Genomic DNA, 25,851 nt, shown 5'->3' with positions numbered 1-25,851 from the left:
TTGGAAGGCACCGCAGGAACGGTGCCTTCGTTTGTTTGGTGCTGCGCTTATGCAGCCTTCATGCGGTTTTCGCGGTCACTGACCAGCTGTTGAACCGACCGGGCGATATCGTCGCCCATGTCGGCCCTCAGCATTGCAAAGGCCACGTTGGCCTCGATAAAGCCGCGCTTGCTTCCGCAGTCGAACGTACGCCCGGCATAGGCGTGGGCGTGGAACGGCTGCGCAGAGGCCAGACGCTGCATGCTGTCGGTCAGCTGGATCTCGTTACCTGCGCCACGCTCCTGCGAAGCGAGGAGCTCGAAGATCTCTGGCTGCAGAATATAGCGTCCATTAAGGTAGTAGTTGGACGGCGCGACGGCGGGATCGGGCTTTTCGACCATATCCGTCACCTCGAAGCCATGTTCTACGGTGTTGCCGACGCCGACAATGCCGTAGCTGGACGTTTCGGTCGGCGCGCACTCCTCCACGGCGATGACATTGCCACCGACTTCCTGGTAGAGGTCCATCAGGCCGGCCATGCAGCCTTGGGAGCCGTAAGACACCATATCGGGCAGCAACAGAGCGAAGGGTTCGTCGCCCACCAATTCACGTGCGCACCAAACCGCGTGCCCCAGCCCCAGAGGAACCTGCTGGCGGGTGTAGCTTACGGTACCGGCAACCGGCAGCATCTTTTCCAGCTGCGCCACCTGCGCCGTCTTGCCTGATCGCGTCAGCGCCGAGACGAGTTCGGGGGTGCTGTCGAAATAATCTTCGATTGCTGTCTTATTGCGGCTGGTAACGAAGATAATGTGCTCGATACCCGCCTGCATCGCCTCGTCAACGGCATATTGAACAACCGGGCGATCCACGATGGTCAGCATTTCCTTGGGCATCGCTTTGGTCGCGGGCAGAAAACGCGTCCCATTGCCGGCGACTGGTATGACAGCCTTACGAACGGGTTTGGAATGCTTCATGAGTAGGTCCTTTCTGGAGGGTTTCCCTATCCGATTGGATTGACGCCGACCGCTCTCGCGAGCCGGCGCATGCGAACAGCGAGCGGCATTCGCAGATGCCGGACGGCACGCGGATTGCGGATCGCAGTTAGTAGGACCCCGCCGAGAGACTTTTTCTTGATCTCTTCGACCAGGGTGATGAAAGCTCGAGCCTCTTCGAGGCTGCGGGTGCGGCGGCTCTGAGCCGCCATGGCCTCCCCACGCAGCGGAAAGCGGGAAAGGAACACGTGATCCGCCGCCAGCATGGATTCAACGTGGTGCCGTTCCAGCACCCGGGAAATCGAATCCTCGCGGAGATGGTATATGTAGCCGGAAGACGGTTCGATGGCGCATTTCGCACCTGCGGCAAGGAAGGAGACGAGCAGAATATAGTCCTCGCCAATGCGTAGCGCCTCATCGAACCAGAGATCGTGGCGAAGCAGAAAATCACGCTCGAAGATCGGCTTCATGTAGCCGAAATTAAACGTGCTGCGGAAGATGACGTTGGAGTCGATGTAAGCCGCCAGCGTCACTTCCTGTAGCCCGGCCAGTTCGCTCTCGGCGAACATCGTCTCTGACGGGCCGCCGTTCATCGGGACGACATCCAGATTGTCGACGACGACTTGCGCGTTGGTCGCTTGGGCCCGCTGGATCATTTGTCGGGAACGGCCGGGACGAACGGCGTCGTCGGAATCCAGCACCGCGATCCAACGACCGGTCGCAGCGATGATGCCGGCGTTCCGGGTCCTGCCAGGTCCGCCGTTCGAGAGCTGCTTGATCAGGCGGACGCGGGGATCGTCATAGGAGGCGGCAACACTTGCGGTATTGTCGGTGGAGCAATCGTCCACCACCACCACTTCGACCGTGACATCCGTCTGCGCCAGTGCACTGTCGATAGCGCGAGCGAGTGTCTCTTGCGCGTTGTAAGCGGCAATAACGAAGCTGACGTCGGGGCTTTTAACAGCATCGCTCATGATGCCTCCACCATTCCGTACTGCCGGATTTCACGGACACCAAAAATTCCACTGACAGCTCCGGCGTGCAGCGCAGCCCGAAGGGCGTAGCGATTGCGCCTCACGGCCGAGAACGCGGTTGCCAGCGAACACAGGCTGCAAAACGCAAACTTGCTCACGGCAAGTCCGGCCTGCGGCAATCGTCCTGCACCGGGATGTTTCTCGGCAACCAGGCGACCATGCGTCTGGCCCGACCTGAAGCGGCGTTTGGCAAGCCATTCCAGGCTGGCGCGTTTGGCGGGTACCGGCTCTTCCAACAGGGCCCCGGACGCGAAGGCGATCCGTCCCCCCGCCTCTGTCATGGCGGTGAAGAACTGCGTGTCCTCCCCTCCGCTCTGACCAAGAGCGAGGTCGAACCGACGGCTGGCGATATGAGGCGAGTGCATGTCCAGCAGGACATTGCAGGTATAACCGGTGATAATCTCGCCGCGGACCCAGACAGGCATCGTCGAGTGAAAATCACCAGCACGCATCCATTCCGGAGACTTGCTATCGTAGATGGCGCGGACGGGACCAAGGACGGCATCGGCCCCCGTGTCACGCGCGGCGGTGTAGAGTTCAAACAGCCAGCCCGGTGATGCCGCTTCATCGTCGTCGATGAAGGCGAGAAAATCGCCCGTGCTTTCGGCAAGACAGGCATTGCGTGCGATAGAGATGTTGCCCTTCGGGCAGTGCACATATGTGATCTCGTGCGGGGACAGGCCGCGCAACTCATCGACCAGCAGCTTAGCGCTCGGCTGGGCATCGTTGTCGGCCACGATGAGCCGGATGCCGGCACCAGCGGGTATCACCAGCGCGAAGAGCGACATCAGGGTCTCGCGAAGCTCGGGCCTGCGGAACGTGCAGATCCCGATATCGATGGACGCGTTCAGGAGAGGAGAGCTGCTCATTGTATCGCCCTCTTCGGCTGACGCAGTAACAATTCGGACCAGAAGCCTGCGGACCATGCGAAATGCATGATCATCGCCGAGACGGCGGCCAGCGGGCCGTAAGGATTGCGCTGCCCTATCGCCATCCAGAAACCATAGGCGAGGCAGAGACCTGCCCAGAGAAGGAAGGGCAAGGCGACGATCCAGTGAAGGAATGCAAGCAGAGCCCCCGCAAAGGCGGGAACGACGAGGAGCGGCAAGGCCTGCCGGACCTTCGGAAAGGTACGATGCTTGAGCAGGTTCCTGGCTCGCCCTCGGCCGTAACCAAGGTACTGGCGGTAAAGTCCTCGGGCCGTAGACCTCGGATAGTAGGTCATGAAGGTCTTGCCGGTCATCCAGATCCGGAACCCGGCGTGCCTCAGCCGAAGATCGAGCTCGGCGTCTTCGTTGTGGCTGAAGCTTTCATCGTAACCACCGACGGCACGGAAAGCCGAAATCCGCATCAGAGCATGGTGACCGTGATCGACCCACTGGCCGCCACCGCCATCCCTGTGCTTCGAACCACCGTTGCCGAGCTTTGAGTTCTGCGCCGCCGCTGTCGCCTTCTGGAAAAGGCCGAAGCCCAGTGTCTTCATTCCGACGACGACGGAATCGGCCTGCAAGGCTGCCGCCTCCTGGAGCAGGGACTGGCAAAAATCATCCGGATAGTCACCATGAGCATCAATGCGGATGAGATACTCGCATCCCTCGCCGAAGCGCTCGACTGCGAGGTTGATGGCAGCGGCCTGGAGGCGCTTGGGGTTATCCAGAAGGACAAGATCCGGAAGCTCGGAAACCAGCCGCCCGACGATCTCCCGCGTCCCATCCATGCTGCCACCATCCGCGACAACAATCTTGAAACTCATGTTTCCGCGGTTTGCGGAAAGTTGCCGTAGCAACGGCTCGATAGTCGCAGCTTCGTTCAGGCAGGGGATGACGATAAGCGTCTTCATCTGGTCCTCGATCATCTCGTCACCTCAGGATCGAACAGGAGAGACAGTGGCAGATGCCATGTCCGTGATAGGTCTGGTATTCAGCGCAGCGAGGCGCGCCACGAGAGCCCGGCAGTCCTCCCGCCCCGCCAGCCAGACGTCGCGCTCGGTCGCGGCTATGGAATCGAAGAGTTCTCCATAGCGCCGGCGATCCATGGCTTCGAACAGGCTAACCAAATCGTCGGGGTGTGCCCTGTCGAGCCTCAGGCCAAGCCCGCGCTGCGCCAGGAAACCCCCCGTTTCCGTGGACTTCAACGCGATCGGAACTGCTCCATGAAGCGAACCTTCATAGAGCCGGTTCGGCAGGAGCCATTCCGAATTGAGCCCCTCCTCGAAGAAATCGATCGCCCAGACAAACTGTATGTCGGAGTAAATCTCATCCAGCTCTTCCGGATTGCGATATGGACCGAGGAATTCCACATGCGGCGCCATCTCGACCTGCCTGTCGAAATCCTCGAACTCGCTATGGGCGGGCCGCCCGCGAAGAACGACCTTGACCCGACCGTCCATGCGGGCTGCGAATTCCGACAGGATCGAAAGAGACTTCCGGCAGCGGATGGCGCCGAACCAGCCAATCTTCCATGGCTCTCCCAGTTCCGGCGGACGTGGCTGGGGCAGTGTCGTACCCACCTGCCCGTCGAGTGCCAGCACCTTGTTTTCCAGCAGCATGCTCGGAAGCCGCAATTGCGACCGTCGCGCAAAATAGTGCTCGATGAAGGCCGGCGAACTTGTGATCAGCAGCTGCGCGTTCCGGCCGAAATGACCTTCCACGGCCCGCAGCGCCTTGCCCTTCAGACCTTCGTCCAGAAGCAGCCGGTGGATATCGAGGCACTCATAGACAACGGGCACGTCCGGGCCGAAGACCGCAGAAGCACGCGCCGCAAGTGCTAGCATCTCCAGGTTTCTGGCGATGATGACATCGGGCCTGCCCACGTCGGACAGCTGACGTTTCAGGTTGAGGCTCGCCGTGACAACAGCGCCGATTCGTTGGGCAAAACGACCGTCCGACGTGCGTCCGAGCGAAATCGTCCGCACGTCCGCATCGTCGGCCAGCACATTCCCTGCCCGCTGAAAGCCGGCCACGGTAACGCGCGCGCCGCCATGCTTCAGCATGAGAACTCGCCGGCGGATGGCGGCATCGGCAAGGTCATGCGCAAGATACAGAATTTGCAATGTCACCTGATCCAACCTCCACCGGGCCTGGAAACTCTCAAGAACGATCGGCTGAGCATTCAGTCGAGCCTGCAGAGCACTGATTCAGGGAACTGGCAGTCCTCGCCAAGCTTGGTGAAGGCGATACGATCGATGCCCATACCGGTCGGTCCGGCATAGGAAAACGGGCCCATCCAGCTCTTCAGGTTGTCCGAACCCCAAAGGCTCAGGAAAATCTTCTGCGCGTTCGACGGGATCTTCGACTTGTCAGTCACCTCGTGGACCAACTCGCCATTGACGAAGTAGCGGAGGCGGTTCTCCTCCCAGATGAAGGCATAGTCATTGAAGTTCTTGTCGGCTCCGCCGGCGACCGGCACCAGCTTTTCGTTGTGACCCTTGCCCGAGATGTACTGGTTGAGCTGCACCTCGTTGGTGTTCTTGCCCAGCACTTCGAAGTCGATTTCGTCGTGCGGCTTCTTGTCGACGGGGCCGATGTAGCTGAAGAAAGCCGAGTTCAGCCCGGAACCCGTGGCAGCCTTCATGCGCACCTCGTAGGTGCCGTGGCCATAGCGCGCCCGGGTCTGGATTTCACCGCAGGCGTAGTCCCGCTCGCCGAGCCGACCTGCCGTGAAACCGAGGTTCAGGACCCCACTCTCGACCGAGACCTGCTTCTTGGACCAAGTGCAATTCTGGTGGCCGCCGTTGTTCCAGCCATCGGAGACGTACCAGAACGACTTGTCCATCTGGTCGAAGTTCTCGACGAAGGATGTTCCCGTCGCACCGGCTTGAGCTGCAGCATTGAACGTTCCCGCCGCCAACGCGGCAGCGCAGGCGAAAATGTTCAGTCCAAGGCTGGCGAATGTCGTTTTCTTTGTCATGAGTTACCTTTGCTGTTGGCTCATGGCGACCGCGCCCGGTGCACCTGCACCGGCCGGAGAATTGGGGTTTTCGGCTTGCGTAAAAGCCGGTTTCTTCCGTCCCCGGCTTCCGGTCAGAACCTGATAGAGAGCGGGAAGGCGACCGGACACGAAGCGATTTGTCAGGGTCAGCACGACGAATGTCGTGATGATGGAGCCGGCATAGAAATACGGGTAGAGCGCGGGATCGTCTCCGTTGACGCGGTTCCAGACCATCCAGAGCACCACTAGCAGCGGATAATGCGCGCAGAAAATCCAGAAGCTCAGGCTTCCGGTGCCGGCGAGCTTCTGCCCGACCCGGGTCCGGATCAGCAATGCCGACAACAGCCAGAAACCGACAGCACCCAGGATCGACAGCGTATTTCGCGCAAGATCAAGACCAAACGGGAAACTCGGGCCTGTCCAGTAGAGACCTACCGCAAGAAGTGCGGCAGCCGTGATCGTCAGCGCGACACCGGCGACGGCGTGGCGGTCGGCAGCTTTCGTATCGATACGGCGGAGCGCCAGGAAAATCCCGAACGTGAAGCTGAACAGGATCGATTTCTTCAGCACGATGCCGATCGTCACATCCGGCAACACCGCAAGAACGAACAACAGCCCGCACGTCACCATCGGCGCCCGAAGCACGAAGAACGCAAGGATCGGCGAAAGCATGATGCAGACCAGCAGGTCGCGCAGGAAATAGAGCGGCAGATTGACCGGAAGCCCTTCCAGACCGAAGGCGTGACTGAGGAATTCACGAAACGAAGCCTGCCAGAGATCGGGGAAATAGCCGATGCCTATGCCGGCCTTTTGAATGATGAGAACAAGGAGGATGAGGCTCATGTTCCACAACAGGAACGGTGTCAGCACCGTCCTGCCTTTGGATTTCAGGACTTTCCCGTAGTTGAACGCGGGCATCCCTCGCTGGAATAGCAGGTAGCCGGAGATGGCACTCAGGCAGGGCACGCCAACGCGAAAGAAGCTGTCGCCGAGAAAGACCCGAAGCCAGTCGAACAGCCCGAACGTGCCGGTGAACGGGCTCGTCGCAGGATTATGGGGCACGTGAACGAACACGATGCCCGAGATCAGTAGAATGCGCATCAAATTGATGCGGGAGGATATGTTCTGATCGACCGTCAAACGAGTTACCTCTATCAGGCGGCGCCTCCCGTCGCTGCCATTTCAATCAGAGCAGACAAGAGCCCGCGCTCGAAAAAGATCGGCTTTACATGAGAGCAAAATGTGGCAGCGCAGCAAAATAGCCACCCCTAAATCTAGCACTGGCCATTTTTTTGCTGCACCGCACCATGCGCCATCCGTCTGCCAGGCAGGAGAACTCACGAATTCGAGAGCAGCCGGAGAGGAGTGCATTTTTTCATGCAGATAGGCCGGGCAGCACGCCCGGCCCTACCGTCCACTGCGGTACTCTGGTCTGCGCGGAGCGAAATCTGTCCAAACAAAGGCAGAATTCACGATATCAGGCTCCGTCCTGCACCGGCGCGCGTCGGGATCTGACAAGTTCAACCAGCTTCCTCAACAGGGTACGTTCCGTCGCCAAGACGAAGGCAGCATAGAGGACGCCTCCAGCGGCACCACCGATCAGCAACTCCACATAGGGATTTTGAACCCGTCCCTCCAGAAACTCCAGCAGCAGTCGGACACAGACAGCCATGATGAGAGCACTGATCATCGATCGGCTGCTCGTAAGCAAACCGCGAAAGAAGGGAATGCCGTCGACCCTGAAGACGGCCCAGGAGTATCCGATGAGGGTGACTGCATTCACAACGCAGAGCGCAACCATCGCATCGATCAGATCGCCGCGGCTGGCCGACACGGCAACCGCCACAGTGGTGACGATCGCGCGGATGACGGCCGACCAGAAGAGAACCCGCCCGTGCCCCGTTCCCTTGAGATAGGGAATGAAAGTGCTGCAGGGGGTAATGATAGCCTTGGACAAGGCAAGCAGTCCCAGGACCGGCCAGGCATAGGCCCAGTCCCGCCCGAAGATCACCAGCATCGCCGGCTCGGCAACAGCCCATAGCCCGAACATCGCCGGCGCCAACAATACGGTTGTCACCTGCGTGCTCAGCATCAGCGCATCGGAGCGGCGTTTGCGGTCATTCCCCATCAGGCTGAAAGCGGGAAACAGGACACCCATCACGGCCGACAGAACGACCTGGTTGGGAATGCTGGCGAAGCGGTTGGCAACGGAATACGCTCCCGCATCAGCCAGGCCCAGGATGCGTGCGATGACGATCATGGGTGACTGGAAAGTGACGAAGTTGGCGATTTCGGATCCCATCACCCCGGAACTGAACGACAGAAGTGGCACCAGCTTTCGCGGTCGCATAACCAGCCGCGGAATGTAGCCAGACGACACGTACAGCCCGAATAACCGGATCAGAGCGGAGGCAAAGAGCTGAATGACCAGCGCCCAAACGCCGTAACCGAGATATGCCATGGCCACGGCGATCAGCGCAGCAAGCGACTCGGAGATCGTGCTCCACATCGCATCCTTGCTGAAATTCATCTGCTTCGCCAGCAACGAGTAGGCCACGTCGCCGGAAAGCTGAATCGGGATCAGCAGTGCCATCACCTTCAACAGGGTGACGCTTTCGGGGGCTCCCATCATAGCGGCGAGCGGCACGGCGCCGAGATAGAGGCCGAGTGACATCGCGATCGCCATGCCGAGATTGGCCCAGAAAACGCTGTGCGTGGTTTCTGGATCATCCTGCTGTTCCATGATCAATGCAGACGTCAGCCCGGCGCCGCCGATCATCGTCAGGAACTGGACCACCGTCAGGGCAACGGCCACCGTACCGAACTCGCTAGGGCTGAGCAGGCGTGCCAGAATAGGCACGGTGACAAATTTCAGCCCGAATGTGGCTGTCTTTGAGAGCACACTCCAGCCGACATTTGTCGTGACAGTCTTCACGCCGTGAATTGGAGACATAGATGAAGTCCTGTTCCTGGAGGCTATTTTAAGATCCAACGGCACCGCTTGCCGCTACACCAAGTCCGCACGAAGCATCAATGGCTTCCAATCCTTTGAAAAAGCAGGGGCGAAAAAATGGCGACGATCACCGTTGTTATCCCATTCTTCCAAAAAGAGCCCGGCATTCTACGTCGGGCGTTGAAATCAGTATTCAACCAGACCTACCAGGATTTCGACGTCCTTGTGGTCGACGACGAGTCGCCTCTACCGGCGGATGTCGAGCTTCAACCTCTTGATGAAGCTCAGAAATCGCGGATAAAAGTTATCAAGCAACCCAATGCTGGCCCCGGCGGCGCGCGCAACACCGGCCTCGACAACGTGCCTTCGTCTACGCGCTTCGTCGCCTTTCTCGATTCCGACGACCTGTGGCTTCCTGATCACTTGAAGAACGCTTACGAGGGCATGACAGGCTTTGGCGGCGACTGCTATTGGGCCTCGATGCAGGCAAGCAAGGAGTTCTATTACCACTTCGGCATGGCCGAGCTGGAGAAGGCTGAAGGTGGAACACGCCTGAGCGAGACGCCGCTGGTGATCGAAATTCCGGACCTTGCAAGCGTGATGCTGAAGAACTGGAGCTTTCTGCACCTGTCCTGCATGGTCATCGGTCGCGGCATCTTCGAGAAGATCCGTTTCGAGCCCACCTTGCGTCTTGCGGCAGAAGACGTTCTTTTCTTCTGCGACTGCATTCTTGCAGCAGAAAGACCACTCCTTTGCGACGAGCCGGGCGCCATGCGCGGAATGGGCCTGAACATCTTCCACAGCATCGACAACCAGTCCCCGCAGTTCCTGCGCCAGCAGTTCAACACATGGGTCGCGCTTGATACGCTCGAAACCCGCTTCGCCCGGCGACCACAGGATGTGGCGTCGATCACATCGTATAAGAACACTGCGCGGCGACAGGCCTTGTGGAGCCAGGCAGGTCGCGTCCGTCGCGGCAAAGCGCCAGACCTCGGCTTGCTCGTCCAATGGGTCAGGCGGGACCCTGCCCTTCTGCGCACGGTCGTCGAACTTGGTACCAGAAAGTTTTCAGGCGCGAAGCAATAGCCCGCGCTCACTGTCCAGATCCTTCCTGCGGAGAACACGATGAAGCCCTATCATTGGGAATCTCACCACGGCAATTTCGGCGACGATCTCAATCTCTGGCTTTGGGACTTCCTGCTGCCCGGACTAAGGGATGTGCATGAGGAGACGCTGCTTGTCGGAGTGGGAACCGTACTAAATCCGGCCCTGCTGCCCAGCGGCATCCGCAAGCTCGTCATCGGTAGCGGCTACGGCTATGGCACACCTCCGGACATCAGCGATGCGCGCGAATGGGACGTACGCTGCGTTCGCGGCCCTAAGACAGCGGAACGGCTCGGCTTGCCCCCGGCAATGGGTATAGTCGACCCGGCGGTGATGATTACCGAGATGCCGGAATTCCAAAATCTGCCGAAACGATACAAGAAGACCTACATTCCACACTGGGAATCCGCCGAGTTCGGGATGTGGCAGGCCGTCTGCGAGCCTGCCGGCATGACCTATCTGGACCCGCGCGGAGAAGCGAAAGCCGTCATCCGCGCCATCGCACAGTCGGAATTGATCGTGGCGGAATCCATGCATGGCGCCATTCTCGCCGACGCACTTCGCGTGCCGTGGATCGCCGTGACCACGTCGCGCTCGATCAACGACTTCAAATGGAACGACTGGGCAAGCAGCGTGGGCGTAACATACAGGCCGAACTTCGTGCCGGTCTCCACGCGCGCGGAGGCGGTCGCCAAGAGCTCACGCTTCTGGGGTGTGCAGTTTCAAAAGCCGAACAGTAGTGCATCGGTCGCTGACGCCCCGGCCGGCGACGTGCTGACGCAGCCTCCTCCTCCGCAGGGAGGGCTTCGTGGCATGGCAAAACAGGTCCTGGCCGCACCATCAATCCTGGCGCTTTGGCAGGCGAGCCGGGCTGAACCGCAACTCAGCCCGGATGGTGCTCTCTACGACCTCAAGAGCCGTTTTCACGAGGTTCTCGTCGGCATTCGCCGCGACTACTTCTGAGCGACGGGAACGCCAGGCAACAGGTATCGCAGGCCAGACGGCGGCGCAGCTTCGGTTTCGCTCGCCGTTCTGAACTGGCGTGTTTTGTCGCGAAAAATTCCGGCGGCGATCGCCGGCAAGGCAGCGGGGTTCTTCAGCACCCGCCGGATGGCCGCCGCCTTGCCGTGCTGCGCCTTCTCATCCAGAAACGCCCGCAGCTCGTATCGGTCGCGAATGTGCTTCTCATGCCTGGCAAGGGCTTCATCCACATCGGATGGCAGCACTGTCGCGCGACGGATCGCCTGATCCGCCTCCCATAGACGGCGGAGGTCGTCCGTCCGATGCTGGCCGCTGAGGGAGTCGGCGCGAACCACGGCGCCGTAGCCACAATGTTCGATAATCGTATAGCGCGCACCCTTGATCAGTGCCCGCAGATAAAGATCGTAATCCTCACCGAGCCTGAGGGCTTCGTTGTAACGCAGATCGTGCGCCGCCAGGAAGCTCCGCCTCATGACCGGCTTCAGAAAGCCGATCTCTCCGCGCCGCACTCCCGGGCTCGAAATATTCCCCTCGATAAAGTCGACGGTGGACAAACGATGCGCCCGGGATTGGAATGACTGAGGCTGGGTCGTGCCCTCCGTCTCCTGGGTGAAGGCAATGTTGTCCGCGATGAAATCCCAGTCCTCCTGCTCCAGCATGGCGTCGAAGCGACCCGGAAAGAAGAAGTCGTCGGCGTCCAGAATGGCTATGAGGGGCGAGGTGGAAACACTGATGGCGTGATTGCGGGCCGCCGCCGGACCGCGATTCTCTTGAAAAGAGACGATGTTGAGCCTGCCTGTGCCGTCGTCAGCGGCCGATGCCGTAGACACGGTCGCATCCTGTGAACCATCGTCAATGACGACAACTTCGCTGACTGCAGTTTCCCGCAGGGCAGATTTTATGGCGGTACCAATTGTGTTGGCTGCATTTTTTGCTGCGATAATCACGCAGACGGCTTCGGCATAACTCACCTTCAGCTCCTGTTTCCGTCGTCTCTTGTCCGGCAATAGAAGCTAGGAAGATGTCCAGGATATGGAATAGGCAGGCCCGTTAGAGGCTTATCTGTCCGTTATCTCGAGTTGATGCGCAGCGTCGGCAGGGATACCGTCGCTATTCCTTGCATCGCTTAAGCGCTGGTTTTGCATCGGGTCCGCCCCGGAGTTGTTGCGCTGGATCGTCTCACGCCGGACCAGATAAAGCACACCGATGAAGTAACCCACTTGAAGGATCACCGCGCAGATAACTGTTTGCAGAACCGTCGCGTACACTGAACCTGTCATCCAGTAAGTCACGCCTGCAAAAAACAGCAGTACGGCGGTCATGCTTACGAAAAAGCGGGGTGCATACATAATCCGTCCTCCCGGATTCACTCTAATCGGGCTACTCGGTCGCTTGGCTCCTCTCCAATCATTGGAAGCATATTGAGCTATATACGAACGTTCAAGTTGTCTTATTCGGTTTGTTGCATACTGTTCGTGAAACTTTCGTAACCTTTGTAATGTTCCGGGCAAGTTTTTCGCCGACCTGCGTTACCGCTTCACCCAAAGAGGCTTCAATTCCGCCACCTTATCGCCCAACTTCGTCCGGGCGAAGGCGATCAGGTCTGCCGGGCACCCTGATTGGTCCTGACGTTAATCAACTTTTGTTACGCTGGTGAACTCTCGCACATCCGCCATTTTGCGTTGCAGCAATGTATTGCAGTGCAGCATTTTGTGTTTTGAAGCTGCTTGTTCAAGCTTCTTTCAGACCGAAAGCAGACCGTTGCTGAAAACAAATCCGGACTTCTAGTAAAGCAACAATCACTATACCCTCATGTCTTCTTACTACATCTAAAACATTCAACGTATTAACGAAAATAAAGTTTGTAATTACGAGAATTTTTCTCAATTTTTACATTGAATTTCGATTCCCTAATAAACAGCTGTCCAGCCGGTGGCTTTTGGCAAGCCCCGCGATGCCAAAAAAAATCTCTGGCATCAAATTCCGAACACAGACTTATTATCCATTGCCACGCACGACGCGCCGCATAGGCAACGAAATCGCAAAGCATAAATGGAGACCTCTCTATGAAGTCAGCGACACGTTCGGCCGGATCGCCGTTCATGACAACCGACGAGGCCAAGCAGGGATTCCCGATTGGCGGCCTCGCGAAACGCGGCTTCGACATCGCAGCCGCCGCATTGGCACTCATCGCCTTCAGCCCGATCTTTCTTCTGATCATGGCGCTGGTGAAATTCACCGACGGTGGATCCATGTTCTATGGACACCGGCGGGTTGGCCACAATGGCAGGTACTTCCATTGCCTCAAGTTCCGCACCATGGTGGTGAACGGCGACGAGGTTTTACGGGAATATCTGAGCAAGAACCCGCAGGCCGCCGAAGAATGGAAGGCGACCCGCAAACTCCGCACCGACCCACGGGTAACGGTAGTCGGCAGTGTACTGCGCAAACTGAGCCTCGACGAATTGCCCCAGCTCGTAAACATTCTACGGGGTGATATGAGCGTCGTGGGACCTCGACCGGTTGTGGATGAGGAACTCGGCCTCTACGACAGCCATGCTGTCTACTACCTGCGCACACGCCCAGGCCTGACAGGCCTGTGGCAGATCAGCGGGCGAAACGACGTCTCCTATGAGAGCCGCATCGCCTTCGATACTCACTATGTGCAGAACTGGTCACTGGTCCGGGACCTGCATATCATCGTGAAGACCATACCAGCGGTATGCTTCTCCCGCGGCAGTTACTGAAACTCAGCCGCCTACTCACAGAAGCGATAACTGATGATGCGGACGGAAGACCTCTTCCGTCCACTTAATCTTTCGTTACGAGGACTTACCATGCTTAAACGAGCCCCGGCCCTGCGCCGGCAATCGGCCGTTGGCTGTCTATTTGGGGCACTGCTGATGGCGGTCACCCCTTCCGCATTCGCACAAGAAGGCGGCTATCGCCTCGGCGTCATGGACAAACTCAAAGTGCGGGTTGCAGAGTGGCAACCTGCGGAAGGAACCATCCGTGACTGGGCGGTAATCGCCGGCGATTACACAGTGGGCCCGGGCGGCGCGATCTCGCTGCCGTTCATCGGCGAACTCCAGGTCGCGGGCCAAACGAATGCGGAAGTGGCCGAGGAAATCGGCAAGCGACTTCAAGGCGAGTTCGCATTGCGAACGAAGCCATCCGCCTCTGTCGAGATTGCTCAATTCCGCCCTATCTTTCTTGCCGGCGACGTGACGACGCCTGGAGAATATCCCTACGCGCCGAACATCACCGTCCTGAAAGCCGTCAGCCTGGCCGGAGGACTGCGGCGCTCGGAGGCGGGACAGCGCTTCGCGCGTGACTTCATCAATGCACGAGGCGATTCCGCCGTCTACGACACGGAGCGCAGCCGGCTCATCGCACGCAAGGCAAGGCTTCTTGCCGAGGTGGAAAACGCCACCGAAATCAAGATGCCGCCTGAACTCGAGAAGATTCCGAATGCGAAGGAATTGATCGCCAGCGAAACATCGCTGCTGAAATCGAGGCGCCAACGGTATGAGCTTCAACTCGAGGCGCTCGCCGATCTCAGGGCACTTCTCGAAAGCGAAGTGCAGTCGCTGAGCAAGAAGTCCGAGACACAGAACGAGCAGCTGGAACTCGTCAAGCAGGATCGCGATCGTATCAGCCGCTTGAGCGAGCAGGGTCTGGCAACGAGCCAGCGCAGGCTTTCCATCGAGGAGCGTACGGCCGACGTCGAGTCCACCCTGCTGGATATCGATACGGCCTCACTGCGGGCAAAACAGGACATCAGCAAGGCCACGCAGGACGAGATCAACCTGAGAAACGACTGGGAAGCCCAGCGCGCCAAGGAGTTGCAGGACACCGAAGCCGAAATGGAAAAGCTGCATTTGCAGCTCACCACCAGCCGCGAGCTCATGTCCGAGGCGCTGGCGCAATCGGCCGAAGCACTCCGGTTCGACGCCAGCGGCAAGGCTGCCTCGATCAAGTACTCGGTGGTGCGCGACGAAGGCGATGGGCCGAAGGAAATTGCCGTCGATGAATCGACCTCGCTGAGGCCGGGCGACGTCGTGAAGGTCGCGTCCGAATTGCTGATGCAATGAGGTGGGCATGAGGATCGCGAAATCTGCCCTGGTGGAGCCTGGCCGAAACGAAATCTACGGAGTGGCGGCTGTCGCCCTCTCCTTCTTCGTGTTCGCTTACTCGTCGCGCTTCGGACAGATTTCGATCCTCGCCTATTACGGTGTGTGGCTGCCGTTGGTCGTCGTTGATTATCGGCGGGTTCTCGGAAACTATCTGCGATATGGCTGGATCTTCGCCTTCGCGCTGTTTTGCTTCCTGTCTGCTTTCTGGTCGGACGCCCCGTCCGTTTCGCTGCGAGCAGCCGTCCAGTACCTGACGCATGTCGTCTGCGCGCTGATTGCCATGCGGGTTTTGACGTCAGAGACACTGGTGCGTGGCGCCCTTGCCGGCAGCGCGGTCGTCCTTCTCTATTCGCTTGTCTTCGGCAACTATCTCTACGACGCGCTGGATGGCACCTATAGCTTCGTCGGTGCCTTTTCCTCCAAGAACCAGCTTGGCCTCTATGCGTCCCTCGGGGTGCTGTTCGCTTACGCAAACGTGCTGATTTTCCGCGCACGCGGCATCTGGCTTCTTGGAAGCCTAGGGACAGGATTACTTTCCCTCTACTCACTGTTTGCGTCGCAATCCGCGACCTCGGTGATAACGACCGTGGCAATCCTTGCGGCTTGCCTCGGCATGCAGGCGACACTGTTTCTCGCCCCGCGCCAGCGGCGACTGCTGTTTTTTGCCGCTCTGGTCGTGGCTGCGGGCGGCGCTGTTGCCGCGTTACAATTCGGCGCGATGGACGCGGTGCTGGGGGTTTTCGGCAAGGACTCCACGCTCACCGGTCGAACCTATCTGTGGCAACAGGGCATTCTCGCGGCAACTCAATCACCGTGGTTCGGTGTCGGCTACCAGGGCTACTGGGTGCAGGGCTTTTCCGAGGCAGAGCGGCTCTGGCAGGATTTCTTCATCACGTCCCGCAGCGGCTTCCATTTCCACAACACCTACATCGAAACCATGGTGGAGACGGGGGTTATAGGAACGCTTCTTTTGACAGGTGTCCTGTTCGCATCGCTGGTGGCGCATCTAAGGCGATTCCTGATCTTCGACAGAAGCCCCCAGTCGCTTGTGCTGGTCGCAATCCTCGCGCTGCTGGTCGTACGTTCCTTCGTGGAGATCGATATCATGCACCCCTATCACGTCGGATCGTTCCTTCTGTATTTCGCGGTCGGAAAGCTCACTCTCCAGGAACCCAAAGCTGTACTCGGCTCCGTCTCGCCGCGGGTTTCCCTCCGTCGCCAGGCGATGATCGGCTGAAGCCGCAGGAACGCCGCGACTGCCAACAGAGTGACAAGGTGAACTGAACGAATGAAGACGCTTTACGGAATTCAATACCTTCGGGCCTTCGCGGCCCTGGCCGTCGTTGTGTTCCACGCAGCCGAACGTACCGGCCAGCATTTCGCGATAGGCGCCGCGGGCGTTGACGTTTTCTTCGTCGTGAGCGGCTTCATCATGATGGCGATCAGTGACCGTCGCCCTACAACGCCGGTCGCGTTTTTGCGGGATCGCCTGCTGCGGATTGCTCCGAGTTATTGGATCGTCACCGGCATCATGATCCTGGGAGCAGCGGCAGGCCTTTTCCCCAATCTGACCTTGGACGCAGCACACGTACTGGGATCCTTCTTGTTTATCCCGGTCGCCTCGCCGAATGGCGGTCACCTTTGGCCCGTGCTGGTGCAGGGGTGGACGCTGAACTACGAAATCTTCTTCTATGCCGTATTTGCGGTGGCCTTGGTGTTGCGGCCTCGCTTGCGACTGGTCGCCCTCACGACAATGATGCTGCTGCTGGTGATAGCAGGGCTCAGCTTCGGGCCAGAGAATGCGCTTGCCCACTTCTATACACAGCCCCTGATCCTTGAGTTTGCGGCCGGTGCCGCCCTCGCAAAGCTCTGGAAGAAAGGCATATTGCCGTCAGCACCCGCAGGCCTGCTGATGGTTGTGTTTGCAATCGCCGGCTTTGCCGCCATCCACCTGCTCAAGCTCGATTTCGACGCTATCAACTGCGGCCCGCTTGCGGTCCTCCTGGTCGCTGGGACCCTTGCCGTCGAACGCAACGGAAAGCTCCCTGTCCTGCCGATCGCCACCTATGTCGGCGATGCATCATATTCCATCTATCTGTGGCACACGCTTGCGCTGTCCGTGGTGGTGAAGGCAGGCGCGATCCTCGGCCTGCCAATTCTCCTTACCGCGACAGGGGGCGTCGCGGCGGGAACGCTACTGGGGCTGATGGCATACGAATGGGTGGAGAAGCCTATCCAGGCGATGATCAAGGGCAAGCGAGCGCCGATCCGCTCCCCCGCAGTGAGCAGCTCCACACCGTAAGCCCTCTATAATCAAGCTTGCTGCCGACGCCGCACGGTAGCCGCGAGGTGCTCTCCCAGCCGAAGTGCCAGTGCGACCGCGGGCAATGTCGGATTGGCATGACTTCCCGTCGGGAAAACGCAGGCGCCGGCGAGGGAAAGGTTGGAGAGTTCGTGCACGCGGCAATCCGCATCCACCACGCCGTCCTTCAGATTGTGCGATATCCGGGCAAGACCGATCTGGTGATAGCCGTCGAACGCCTGATTGAGAACCGCCCTCCTCCGCTCCGCCTCGTCATGAATATACTCAAGCCTGCCGAGATCGTGCTCACGAAGCCAGGCATCCAGTAGGGAATGCGACCGGATAACCGAGGTAACATCGTCTTCGGCAATCCGATAGTCGACAGACAGCGTGACCTCTCCGGCGTTCTCGCGGACCGCCACGCGACTATCGGGATTGGGCGTTTGCTCCGCATGATAGCGCAGGAGATACCGTCCGCTGGGGTTTGCGAGCGCCGGACCTTTCTTGTTTCGCCAGACCTGCCTCAGGGAGGAGTAGAACTTTCCGAGCGAGGCACCCTCACGCACTATGTTTCCAAGGTGCGCGCTCAATTGCCCCTTGCGGGCTTTTCCTGAGCGCGGCGCCAGACCGCGAGACACACGCCCATAAGTACCTGAGAGCGCGAGCGCGAGGTAGAGCATCGAAAGGGTTCCGGAGCCGTGGACCGGGTCCGAGATCGATATCGAATCAAGCCAGAAGACCGAATTGAGGAGCCGCTCCTGCGCCTGGAAATGGGGTGAAAGTTGCAGACGGCGACGGATCTTGTAACCCTCATCGTCCGTCTCGAACGAGAGCTGGCGCTGCAAATGCTGATCGGTTAGCTGGATGATGGCGATGTAGCCGGTCAAATGTCCCTGATAGTATCGACCGAGCGGCCCGTCTGGTCCGCCCAGCATCTCTGGATGTCGCAGCTGCAGAGCGAGAAGCAGACGCGCAATCTCGAGCCCTCCCGTGGCCAGCACGAACTGTCCGGCTTCCACCGTTCGAACCTCGCCCGCATGACGAACGCGCAGCGCTTGAACCTGCTCTCCGTCATCGCTCAGGACGATGTCCGTCACCGCAGCTTTTGTCAGCAACGTGACCCGTTTGGATCGCTTCAGCGTCTCCTCATAGTGAGGTCCCAGTACCGGGCTTCTGCTCCAGCGCTCCATAGCGTCGGTCAGGACCAGCTGGCCCTCTTCTGCAGGGCTTCGGTCATGCGCATTGGAACCGCACAGGAGAAAGTCGGAGGCCTCTTTGTAGTGCCGACTCATTTCCGAATGCGGAAAAGGCCAGCCTGAAAACGGCACATGGTCTCGCTGTTGGAAATCGAGATCATCATAGGGCACGCAACGACCACCCCACAGAGCAGATGTCCCGCCGATGCCTTGGTGGGTTGCCGCCACCGGAGCAGCATGATGCGCGTTCGCGAAATCGATCGCGCCGCACCTGGACGCTTCATCGCCCTCCGCCGGTCCTGCTTCCAGGAGAAGAACGGTCAGTCCCAGACTTTCCAGTTTCAGGGCAAGCGCCAAGCCAACGGGGCCGGCACCAACGACACAAACATCTGCATGGGGGAGCGGCCAGTCGGCCTTCGATAAAATCATTTATCTCGAATCTCTGCGAATCGCCTCCCAATGTATGAGATGTTTAGCTGCAGCGGCGGCTTTTTTTGACATTAACCGCTCACTCCGATGATGGTGGTTAGGCCCCCTCTTGCCCCCTGAGAGATAGCATAAAGTTGGAGCGGAGCCCGTCTGATCGCCGCAGCATGACCGCTCGGTTGAAAGCAGTTCAGCCAGGAAACAGGCTTCCCTTCCGCCTATTGTACCACAAGGAAGTAGTGTTACAGAGCAGTCGCAGAGGTCTTGAGTTTCCAAGGCCGTGAAGGTAGTGGTGGGTCACCAGGCCGGGCCCCTCTGGCAGCCTTACGCTGTGATGTCGGACTGGAAATTTCAGTATGGGTGCCCGGTGGTGAATGGATAACCGCATTGATCGACTTGATACCTGTGTCCTGCACGTGCAAGCGGCAGGCAATGGATCAACAATGCTGCAGAATCGGCGCATCCCGTTAGAGGATAGGGTGACAAATGGGTGAATTCTTTACGCAGGAGGCTCTTACAGCTCTCATGCAGGTTATCATGATTGACTTGGTGCTGGCCGGCGACAATGCGATCGTCATCGGCCTTGCGGCAGCAGGTCTCCCGAAGGATCAGCGCAACAAGGCAATTCTTATCGGCATCATCGCCGCAACCGTTATGAGAATCGGTTTCGCGGCAGCAACAACGCAGTTGCTGCAGATTGTCGGACTTCTGCTTGCTGGTGGCGTGCTGCTTCTCTGGGTGTGCTGGAAGATGTGGCGCGAACTGCGGACCACTCACGCCGAGGAGGTCAATGCCAGCGAAGCCCTGGAAGACCAGGATCTCAACAAGGACGGAACGGTCGCTGGTGGGGCACCGCGCAAGACCTTCGCTCAGGCCGCATGGCAGATCTTCATCGCCGACGTGTCCATGTCACTTGACAACGTTCTGGCAGTTGCGGGCGCTGCACGAGAGCATCCGAACGTTCTCGTGTTTGGTCTGGTCCTGTCGATTGCCCTCATGGGCCTTGCAGCAACCTTTATCGCAGGCCTGCTGCAGCGGCATCGCTGGATTGCCTATGTCGGTCTGGCCGTCATTCTGTATGTTGCGCTTGAGATGATTTGGCGCGGATATGTCGAAGTTTCGCCGTATATCGGCTTCTAAGACAGAAAGGCACGGCGTTCCGACGCCGTGCCTTTTCCCATCAGGGAAAGCCCCTGCAGCCGCCTGCCGGCTTTTGCCACCAATCACATAATATCTGTGACTTGATGTCCCTCACCGCTCCCCCTATCCCTTGGGATAGCATTGCAACTGCGTGAAGATGTCATCATGGCACCGGAAGATCCCAGAAGAAGCCGCGTTACGTTACTCGATGTCGCCAGACAGGCGAATGTCTCGCGTGCGACCGCCTCGCTCGTCATCCGGAAGAGCCCCCTGGTCGGCGCCGAGACCCGCCAGCGGGTCGAGGATGCGATCGTGGCACTCGGCTACATCTACAATATGGGCGCAGCACGGTTGCGCGCTGAACGAAGCCATACCGTTGGCGTCATCGTCCCGAATCTGACCAACCCATTCTTCGCCGAGCTTCTCGGAGGTATCGAGCACGCCATCGATACTGCGGGCATGGTGGTAATCCTGGCCAACAGCGGCGACCTCCTCACGCGCCAGGCCGCGGTCATCCGGCGAATGCGCGAGCACGGAGTGGATGGCCTGATCCTTTGCCCGGCTGCAGACACAGAAGAGGCGCTCCCCGCACAAATCGGGGCATGGGGCCTGCCGGCCGTGCAGGTCCTGCGGCAAGTCACCGCGAATGCCGACTATGCTGGAGCGGACTATGCCGCCGGGATGCGCCAGGCCGTGGACTACCTGGCCTCCCTTGGCCACACGGACATCGCATTCGCAGTTCACGGGCCAGTCCACTCGGCTTACCACGAACGCGTCGAGGGCTTCCGCGAAGCGATGACAGCGCGTGCACTACAAGAGGACATGATTATCCGCGTGCCGGATCAGCTCGGGCAGATCGCGGATGCGACACGTCTGCTTTTCGAGCAACCACGACCGGCAACGGCCGTCATCTGCTTCAACGACGTTATCGCGCACGGCGTAGCGGCAGGGCTCTATGACCGTGGGCTGACCGTAGGCCGCGATTTTTCTCTCGTCGGATTTGACGACGTCACAGATGCCGAAGCCATGCGGCCTCGCCTGACCTCCGTCTCGACTGCCCCGGCTCGCATTGGAGAAAATGCGGCAAGGATGCTTCTCGAACGTATTGCCAATCCGGGCCTGCCCGCTCGCCGTAACGTAAGCGCGACCTATCTTCATATCCGCCAATCCTGCGGACCTGCTCCGCATTTTGTGACCTAAAGGACAATTTGTCCGGTTGACGGCTGCTGGCGGGGGACTTAGATCGATCTAAATCGACGCGAATAGGAGTGCGTCGGGCCGAGGAGGCTACCAAGTGTATGATTTTAACTTCGCGCCTGTCGTTGCATCTTTCGATCAGTTGCTGCTTGGCGCCTGGCTGACAATACGTCTCTCCTGCGCAGCGATGCTGCTCGGATTGATCGTCTCGATCGTCTGCGCCTGGGGAAAAACATCCGGCCCCGCGCCTGCGCGTTTTGTGATTAACGCGTATATCGAGATCATCCGGAACACGCCGTTCCTGGTGCAGATCTTCTTCATCTTCTTTGGCCTTCCTTCATTGGGGCTTCGTCTGTCGCCGAACGGAGCCGCGCTGCTGGCACTGGTCGTGAACTTCGGCGCCTACGGCACCGAGATCATCCGCGCCGGCATCGAGTCGATCCAGAAGGGGCAGGTCGAGGCCGGCACCGCCCTTGGCCTCTCGAAGCTGCAGATCTTTCGCTACGTCGTCATGAAGCCCGCGCTTCGAACCGTTTATCCGTCGCTCACCAGCCAGTTCATCTACCTGATGCTGACGTCGAGCGTGGTTTCCGTGATTTCGGCCGACGATCTCGCGGCAGCAGGTAACGACCTTCAGTCGGCAACCTTCGCAAGCTTCGAGGTCTATATCATCATCACCCTGATGTACCTCGCCATGTCGATTGGGTTCTCTGCGATCTTTGCAGCCATCGACCGAATGGCGTTCAAGTACCCGCTGAGCCGATAGGAGACTGCAATGATCAGACCTTTCGGCTGGAACGAATTCCTCATCATCGTCATGGCGGCGCAGTGGACCATTGCGCTCTCCGCTATCGCCTTCGCCGGCGGAGGCGTGGGCGGCCTGCTGATTGCCCTTGCCCGCGTCTGCGACATCCGCCCACTGCGGCTGGCGTCTCTCGCCTTTATCCGGGTCTTCCAGGGCACACCGCTGCTGATGCAGCTTTTCCTGGTGTTCTTCGGAATGAACATCCTGGGCTTGGCCATCAATCCCTGGATCGCCGCAGCGATTGCACTGACCCTGCATGCCAGCGCCTTCCTCGGCGAGATCTGGCGCGGCTGCATCGATGCGGTGCCGCCCGGTCAGCGGGAAGCCTCGACCGCACTCGGCCTGCGCTACTACAACCGCATGCGCTACATCATTCTGCCGCAGGCAGCGCGCATTGCTGTGGCCCCGACTGTCGGCTTCCTGGTGCAGCTCATCAAGGGAACATCGCTTGCGGCGATCATCGGCTTCACCGAACTGACCCGCCAGGGCCAGATCATAAACAATGCCACGTTCAGCCCCTTCATGGTCTTCGGAACGGTGGCAGCCATCTATTTCGTGCTTTGCTGGCCTCTCTCGTTACTGGCGCAAAGGATGGAAAACAAATTCTCCCGCGCAACACAGCGTTGATGGAGCCCAGCCGGCGGGAGGGCCGGTAAAACCGAAAGGGTAGGAAACGATGAGCATTTCAAGACGTACAGCAATGGCGGTGATCGGCGCAGGCCTCATGGCCGGTATGATCTCCTTCCCGGCGGCAGCGCAGACCGTCGAGAGCATCAAGTCGGCAGGCACCGTCAAGATCGGCATGATGGTGGACTTCCCGCCATTCGGCATCATGAACGAAAGCAACCAGCCGGACGGCTATGACGCAGACGTTGCAAAGCTGCTGGCCAAGGAATTGGGCGTCGAGGTCCAGATCGTTCCGGTTACCGGTCCTAACCGCATTCCCTACCTGCAGAGCAACCAGGTAGACCTGCTCGTCGCATCTCTGGGCATTACTGAAGAGCGCGCCAAGACCGTCGATTTCTCGAAGCCCTACGCTGGCATTTCGATCGGCGTTTTTGGCGCATCCGATACGGAAGTCTCCAAGCCGGAGGATCTGTCGGGCAAGACCATCGGTGTGGCGCGCGCCAGCACCCAGGATACCGCCGTCACCAAGGTCGCGCCGCAGGATGCAAAGATCCAGCGCTTCGATGATGACGCAAGCGCGGTTCAGGCACTGTTGTCCGGCCAGGTGGAACTGATCGGCGTGTCCAACGTCGTCGCCACGCAGATCGAGCAGGCAGCACCCGGCCGCTTCGACCAGAAGCTTGAACTGAGCCAGCAGGTGCAGGGTATCGCCGTGCGCAAAGGCTCGGCGGAACTGCTCGAGGCAGTCAACGCCTTCATCGCCAAGGCGAAGGAAAGCGGTGAACTGACTGCCATTCATGAAAAGTGGCTTGGCAGCCCGCTTCCGGACTTCGTGACCGAAGCCAAGTAACAGCAACGTTCAAAAAGGAGTTCCTCGCATGACTGAGGTGACTGCAAACGCATCGGCAGACGTGCGAGGAGCTTCCGATCTGGCCGTTTGCATGGAAGGCGTCAACAAATGGTACGCCGAGTTCCATGCTCTGAAAGACATCAACCTTTCCGTCAACCGGGGAGAACGCATCGTCATCTGCGGCCCTTCCGGTTCCGGCAAATCGACGCTCATCCGGTGCATCAACCAGCTGGAGGTTATCCAGAAGGGCCGCATCGTCGTGGATGGCCATGACCTGACGGCAGGCGGCAAGAATGTCGACATCATCAGACAGGAGACCGGCATGGTCTTCCAGAGCTTCAACCTCTTCCCGCACATGACGGTGCTGGAGAACTGCACGCTGGCCCCGATGAAGGTCCGCGGCAAGTCCAAGGCCGAGGCGGAAACGACGGCTCGTCAGTATCTTGAACGGGTCCGCATTCCGGAGCAGGCAGCCAAATATCCTGCGCAGCTCTCCGGCGGCCAGCAGCAGCGCGTCGCCATTGCCCGCGCTCTGTGCATGAACCCGAAGATCATGCTGTTCGACGAGCCGACGTCGGCGCTCGACCCGGAAATGGTCAAGGAAGTGCTCGACACCATGATCGACCTCGCCAACGAGGGCATGACCATGCTGTGCGTCACGCACGAAATGGGCTTCGCACGTCAGGTCGCCGACCGGGTGATCTTCATGGACCGCGGCGAAATCGTGGAAATCGGCACGCCGGACGAGTTCTTCGGCAATCCGAAGCACGAACGCACCCGCAACTTCCTCGGGCAGATTTCTTAAAATCGCTGCTGCATACCCTAGACGGAGCATTGAACGTGAAACCGCATCTATTGCTGGTCGAGCCCATGATGGGCCTTATCGAAGCACGGCTGGACGAGGCCTACACTGTCCACCGGCTCTACGATCCGGCCCAGCAATCGGCGATCGAGGCGAACCTTTCCGCCATCCGGGCGGTCGCAACCGGCGGCGGCACCGGCCTTTCCAGTGACTGGATCGAAAAGCTGCCCGCACTCGGCGTGATTGCCATCAATGGCGTCGGCACCGACAAGGTGGACCTGAAGCTTGCGCGCGGCCGAAATATTGACGTCACCACCACGCCTGGCGTGCTGACGGATGATGTCGCCGATACCGGCATGGCGCTCCTGCTTGCTGTCCTGCGTCATGTCGTAACGGGCGATGCCTTCGTGCGTGAAGGCCGTTGGGCGAACGGCGAGGGCTTTCCCCTCGGCAACAGCCCGAAGGGAAAGCGGATCGGTATCCTCGGCCTTGGGCAGATCGGCCGCGCGCTCGGCAGGCGTGCCGAGGCCTTCGGGATGGAGGTACGCTATTGGAACCGGTCTCCGGTGGCCGACAGCGACTGGACCTCGTGCTCCACTCCGGTCGAGTTGGCAGGCGACAGCGACGTCCTTGCCGTTTGCATCGCAGCAAATGCCGGTACGCAAGGCATCGTCGACGCCGACGTTCTTGCAGCGTTGGGATCGAAAGGCATTCTGATCAATGTCGCACGCGGCAGTGTGGTGAACGAGGACGCGCTTCTGGCAGCACTTACCAGCAACACGATCGCCGGTGCTGGCCTGGACGTATTCATGAACGAGCCGAAGATCCGCGAGGAATTCCTCACCGCACCGAACACGGTGCTGATGCCGCATCAGGGCAGCGCAACGCTCGAAACGCGCATCGCGATGGGAGAGCTCGTGCTCGCCAATCTGGCAGCCCACTTCGCCGGCGAAAAGCCGCCCACCACCGTCAACTGATCGGATCCGCCATGATCGTTCGCCAGGCCTTCTTCGAAGGTACCATCCATGCCGGCCAGGAAGAGGCTTTCAAGGCCTACGTGACAGACAAGCTGATGCCGATGTGGCTGCGGTTTCCGGGGGTCCGGGAAGTCCGGGTTCTCTACGCCATCGAGCGCGACGACGGCGCACCGGCCTATCCCATGGTGCTCTCAACCATGTATGACAGCCGCGAAGCGCTGGCGGCAGCGCTGGATTCTCCGGTGAGATACGAAAGCCGGGAGATGACCAAGGGTTTGCTGGCCATGTTTGACGGCCATATCCACCACCACGTGCTTGATCTCGCTGATCAATCGTAAGCCTGCCGGCTCCACACTGCCGCGCATGGGCGCGGGCGCTGAAGCCCATCGGCGGCCAACTCTCCGTCAGCATGCTGACGGA

25 protein-coding genes are annotated in these 25,851 nt (G+C 59.4%); 14 read left to right on the top strand and 11 right to left on the bottom strand.

The features are described 5' to 3' along the window. Positions 1–47 precede the first annotated feature (47 nt). The 8 genes from LH464_RS20660 to LH464_RS20625 all read right to left on the bottom strand — a co-directional run bounded on the left by LH464_RS20660 (position 48) and on the right by LH464_RS20625 (position 8,888). Positions 48–953, bottom strand: a complete 906-nt coding sequence (locus tag LH464_RS20660) for a UTP--glucose-1-phosphate uridylyltransferase (RefSeq protein ID WP_226788300.1) — start codon at positions 951–953, stop codon at positions 48–50. A 26-nt stretch (positions 954–979) separates the two neighbouring features. Next, entirely contained in the window at positions 980–1,945 is a 966-nt protein-coding gene (locus tag LH464_RS20655) for a glycosyltransferase family 2 protein (protein WP_315859707.1), read from the bottom strand. Then, on the bottom strand, positions 1,942–2,874 hold the full coding sequence (locus LH464_RS20650) for a glycosyltransferase family 2 protein (RefSeq protein ID WP_226788299.1): 933 nt from the start codon (positions 2,872–2,874) through the stop codon (positions 1,942–1,944). Before LH464_RS20650 ends, LH464_RS20655 begins: the two co-directional genes overlap by 4 nt. Next, complete coding sequence (locus LH464_RS20645) at positions 2,871–3,860, bottom strand: glycosyltransferase family 2 protein (protein ID WP_226788298.1); 990 nt, start codon at positions 3,858–3,860, stop codon at positions 2,871–2,873. Before LH464_RS20645 ends, LH464_RS20650 begins: the two co-directional genes overlap by 4 nt. Positions 3,861–3,869: 9 nt before the next feature. After that, the gene (locus LH464_RS20640; protein ID WP_226788297.1) at positions 3,870–5,063 is read right to left on the bottom strand and encodes a glycosyltransferase; all 1,194 of its coding nucleotides are present in this window, start codon (positions 5,061–5,063) and stop codon (positions 3,870–3,872) included. A gap of 53 nt (positions 5,064–5,116) precedes the next feature. Further along, positions 5,117–5,914 (bottom strand): endo-1,3-1,4-beta-glycanase ExoK, encoded by a 798-nt coding sequence (exoK, locus tag LH464_RS20635; RefSeq protein WP_315859706.1) that lies wholly within the window; start codon positions 5,912–5,914, stop codon positions 5,117–5,119. A 3-nt stretch (positions 5,915–5,917) separates the two neighbouring features. After that, positions 5,918–7,075: an acyltransferase family protein gene (locus LH464_RS20630; protein ID WP_226788296.1), complete on the bottom strand. Its 1,158-nt coding sequence runs from the start codon at positions 7,073–7,075 to the stop codon at positions 5,918–5,920. Positions 7,076–7,412: 337 nt separating this feature from the next. Further along, positions 7,413–8,888 carry a lipopolysaccharide biosynthesis protein gene (locus tag LH464_RS20625; protein ID WP_226788295.1) on the bottom strand — a complete coding sequence of 492 codons (1,476 nt, stop codon included), beginning with the start codon at positions 8,886–8,888 and terminating at the stop codon, positions 7,413–7,415. A gap of 117 nt (positions 8,889–9,005) precedes the next feature. On the opposite strand from LH464_RS20625, the gene LH464_RS20620 reads away from it, so the two are divergent. Next, on the top strand, positions 9,006–9,974 hold the full coding sequence (locus LH464_RS20620) for a glycosyltransferase family 2 protein (protein WP_226788294.1): 969 nt from the start codon (positions 9,006–9,008) through the stop codon (positions 9,972–9,974). A gap of 39 nt (positions 9,975–10,013) precedes the next feature. After that, positions 10,014–10,955 carry a polysaccharide pyruvyl transferase family protein gene (locus tag LH464_RS20615; RefSeq protein ID WP_226788293.1) on the top strand — a complete coding sequence of 314 codons (942 nt, stop codon included), beginning with the start codon at positions 10,014–10,016 and terminating at the stop codon, positions 10,953–10,955. Here LH464_RS20615 and LH464_RS20610 read toward each other — a convergent pair. Continuing rightward, positions 10,946–11,944, bottom strand: a complete 999-nt coding sequence (locus tag LH464_RS20610) for a glycosyltransferase family 2 protein (RefSeq protein ID WP_226788292.1) — start codon at positions 11,942–11,944, stop codon at positions 10,946–10,948. The genes LH464_RS20615 and LH464_RS20610 overlap by 10 nt on opposite strands. Positions 11,945–12,031: 87 nt before the next feature. Next, on the bottom strand, positions 12,032–12,322 hold the full coding sequence (locus tag LH464_RS20605) for an exopolysaccharide production repressor protein (RefSeq protein ID WP_226788291.1): 291 nt from the start codon (positions 12,320–12,322) through the stop codon (positions 12,032–12,034). Positions 12,323–13,039: 717 nt separating this feature from the next. On the opposite strand from LH464_RS20605, the gene LH464_RS20600 reads away from it, so the two are divergent. The 4 genes from LH464_RS20600 to LH464_RS20585 all read left to right on the top strand — a co-directional run bounded on the left by LH464_RS20600 (position 13,040) and on the right by LH464_RS20585 (position 17,411). Beyond that, positions 13,040–13,720: a sugar transferase gene (locus LH464_RS20600; RefSeq protein ID WP_226788290.1), complete on the top strand. Its 681-nt coding sequence runs from the start codon at positions 13,040–13,042 to the stop codon at positions 13,718–13,720. 156 nt (positions 13,721–13,876) lie between these two features. Then, positions 13,877–15,067, top strand: coding sequence for a polysaccharide biosynthesis/export family protein (locus LH464_RS20595; RefSeq protein WP_315859709.1), 1,191 nt, complete (start codon positions 13,877–13,879; stop codon positions 15,065–15,067). 7 nt (positions 15,068–15,074) lie between these two features. Continuing rightward, entirely contained in the window at positions 15,075–16,346 is a 1,272-nt protein-coding gene (locus tag LH464_RS20590; protein WP_226788288.1) for an O-antigen ligase family protein, read from the top strand. Between the two features lie 51 nt (positions 16,347–16,397). After that, a complete protein-coding gene (locus LH464_RS20585) occupies positions 16,398–17,411 on the top strand; it encodes an acyltransferase family protein (RefSeq protein WP_226788287.1) in 1,014 nt (337 codons plus the stop codon). Positions 17,412–17,422: 11 nt separating this feature from the next. Here the strand turns inward: LH464_RS20585 and LH464_RS20580 are convergent, their stop codons facing one another. Further along, positions 17,423–19,036, bottom strand: a complete 1,614-nt coding sequence (locus LH464_RS20580) for an FAD-dependent oxidoreductase (protein ID WP_226788286.1) — start codon at positions 19,034–19,036, stop codon at positions 17,423–17,425. Positions 19,037–19,519: 483 nt separating this feature from the next. On the opposite strand from LH464_RS20580, the gene LH464_RS20575 reads away from it, so the two are divergent. The 8 genes from LH464_RS20575 to LH464_RS20540 all read left to right on the top strand — a co-directional run bounded on the left by LH464_RS20575 (position 19,520) and on the right by LH464_RS20540 (position 25,769). After that, the gene (locus tag LH464_RS20575; protein WP_226788285.1) at positions 19,520–20,173 is read left to right on the top strand and encodes a TerC family protein; all 654 of its coding nucleotides are present in this window, start codon (positions 19,520–19,522) and stop codon (positions 20,171–20,173) included. A 165-nt stretch (positions 20,174–20,338) separates the two neighbouring features. After that, positions 20,339–21,373, top strand: coding sequence for a LacI family DNA-binding transcriptional regulator (locus LH464_RS20570; RefSeq protein ID WP_226788284.1), 1,035 nt, complete (start codon positions 20,339–20,341; stop codon positions 21,371–21,373). A 94-nt stretch (positions 21,374–21,467) separates the two neighbouring features. Beyond that, positions 21,468–22,136, top strand: coding sequence for an amino acid ABC transporter permease (locus LH464_RS20565; protein WP_226788283.1), 669 nt, complete (start codon positions 21,468–21,470; stop codon positions 22,134–22,136). Positions 22,137–22,145: 9 nt separating this feature from the next. Beyond that, entirely contained in the window at positions 22,146–22,802 is a 657-nt protein-coding gene (locus tag LH464_RS20560) for an amino acid ABC transporter permease (protein WP_226788282.1), read from the top strand. Between the two features lie 49 nt (positions 22,803–22,851). Beyond that, positions 22,852–23,652 carry a transporter substrate-binding domain-containing protein gene (locus LH464_RS20555; protein ID WP_226788281.1) on the top strand — a complete coding sequence of 267 codons (801 nt, stop codon included), beginning with the start codon at positions 22,852–22,854 and terminating at the stop codon, positions 23,650–23,652. A gap of 28 nt (positions 23,653–23,680) precedes the next feature. Then, on the top strand, positions 23,681–24,457 hold the full coding sequence (locus LH464_RS20550) for an amino acid ABC transporter ATP-binding protein (protein WP_315859705.1): 777 nt from the start codon (positions 23,681–23,683) through the stop codon (positions 24,455–24,457). Positions 24,458–24,522: 65 nt separating this feature from the next. Further along, on the top strand, positions 24,523–25,431 hold the full coding sequence (locus LH464_RS20545) for a 2-hydroxyacid dehydrogenase (protein WP_226788327.1): 909 nt from the start codon (positions 24,523–24,525) through the stop codon (positions 25,429–25,431). An 11-nt stretch (positions 25,432–25,442) separates the two neighbouring features. After that, on the top strand, positions 25,443–25,769 hold the full coding sequence (locus tag LH464_RS20540) for a hypothetical protein (RefSeq protein ID WP_226788280.1): 327 nt from the start codon (positions 25,443–25,445) through the stop codon (positions 25,767–25,769). Positions 25,770–25,851: the final 82 nt, after the last annotated feature.

The sequence above is a fragment of the Pseudorhizobium xiangyangii genome, from assembly GCF_020531965.1.
In the GTDB taxonomy this organism is placed as follows: domain Bacteria; phylum Pseudomonadota; class Alphaproteobacteria; order Rhizobiales; family Rhizobiaceae; genus Neorhizobium; species Neorhizobium xiangyangii.
This window is presented reverse-complemented; position numbering and strand designations above follow the sequence as displayed.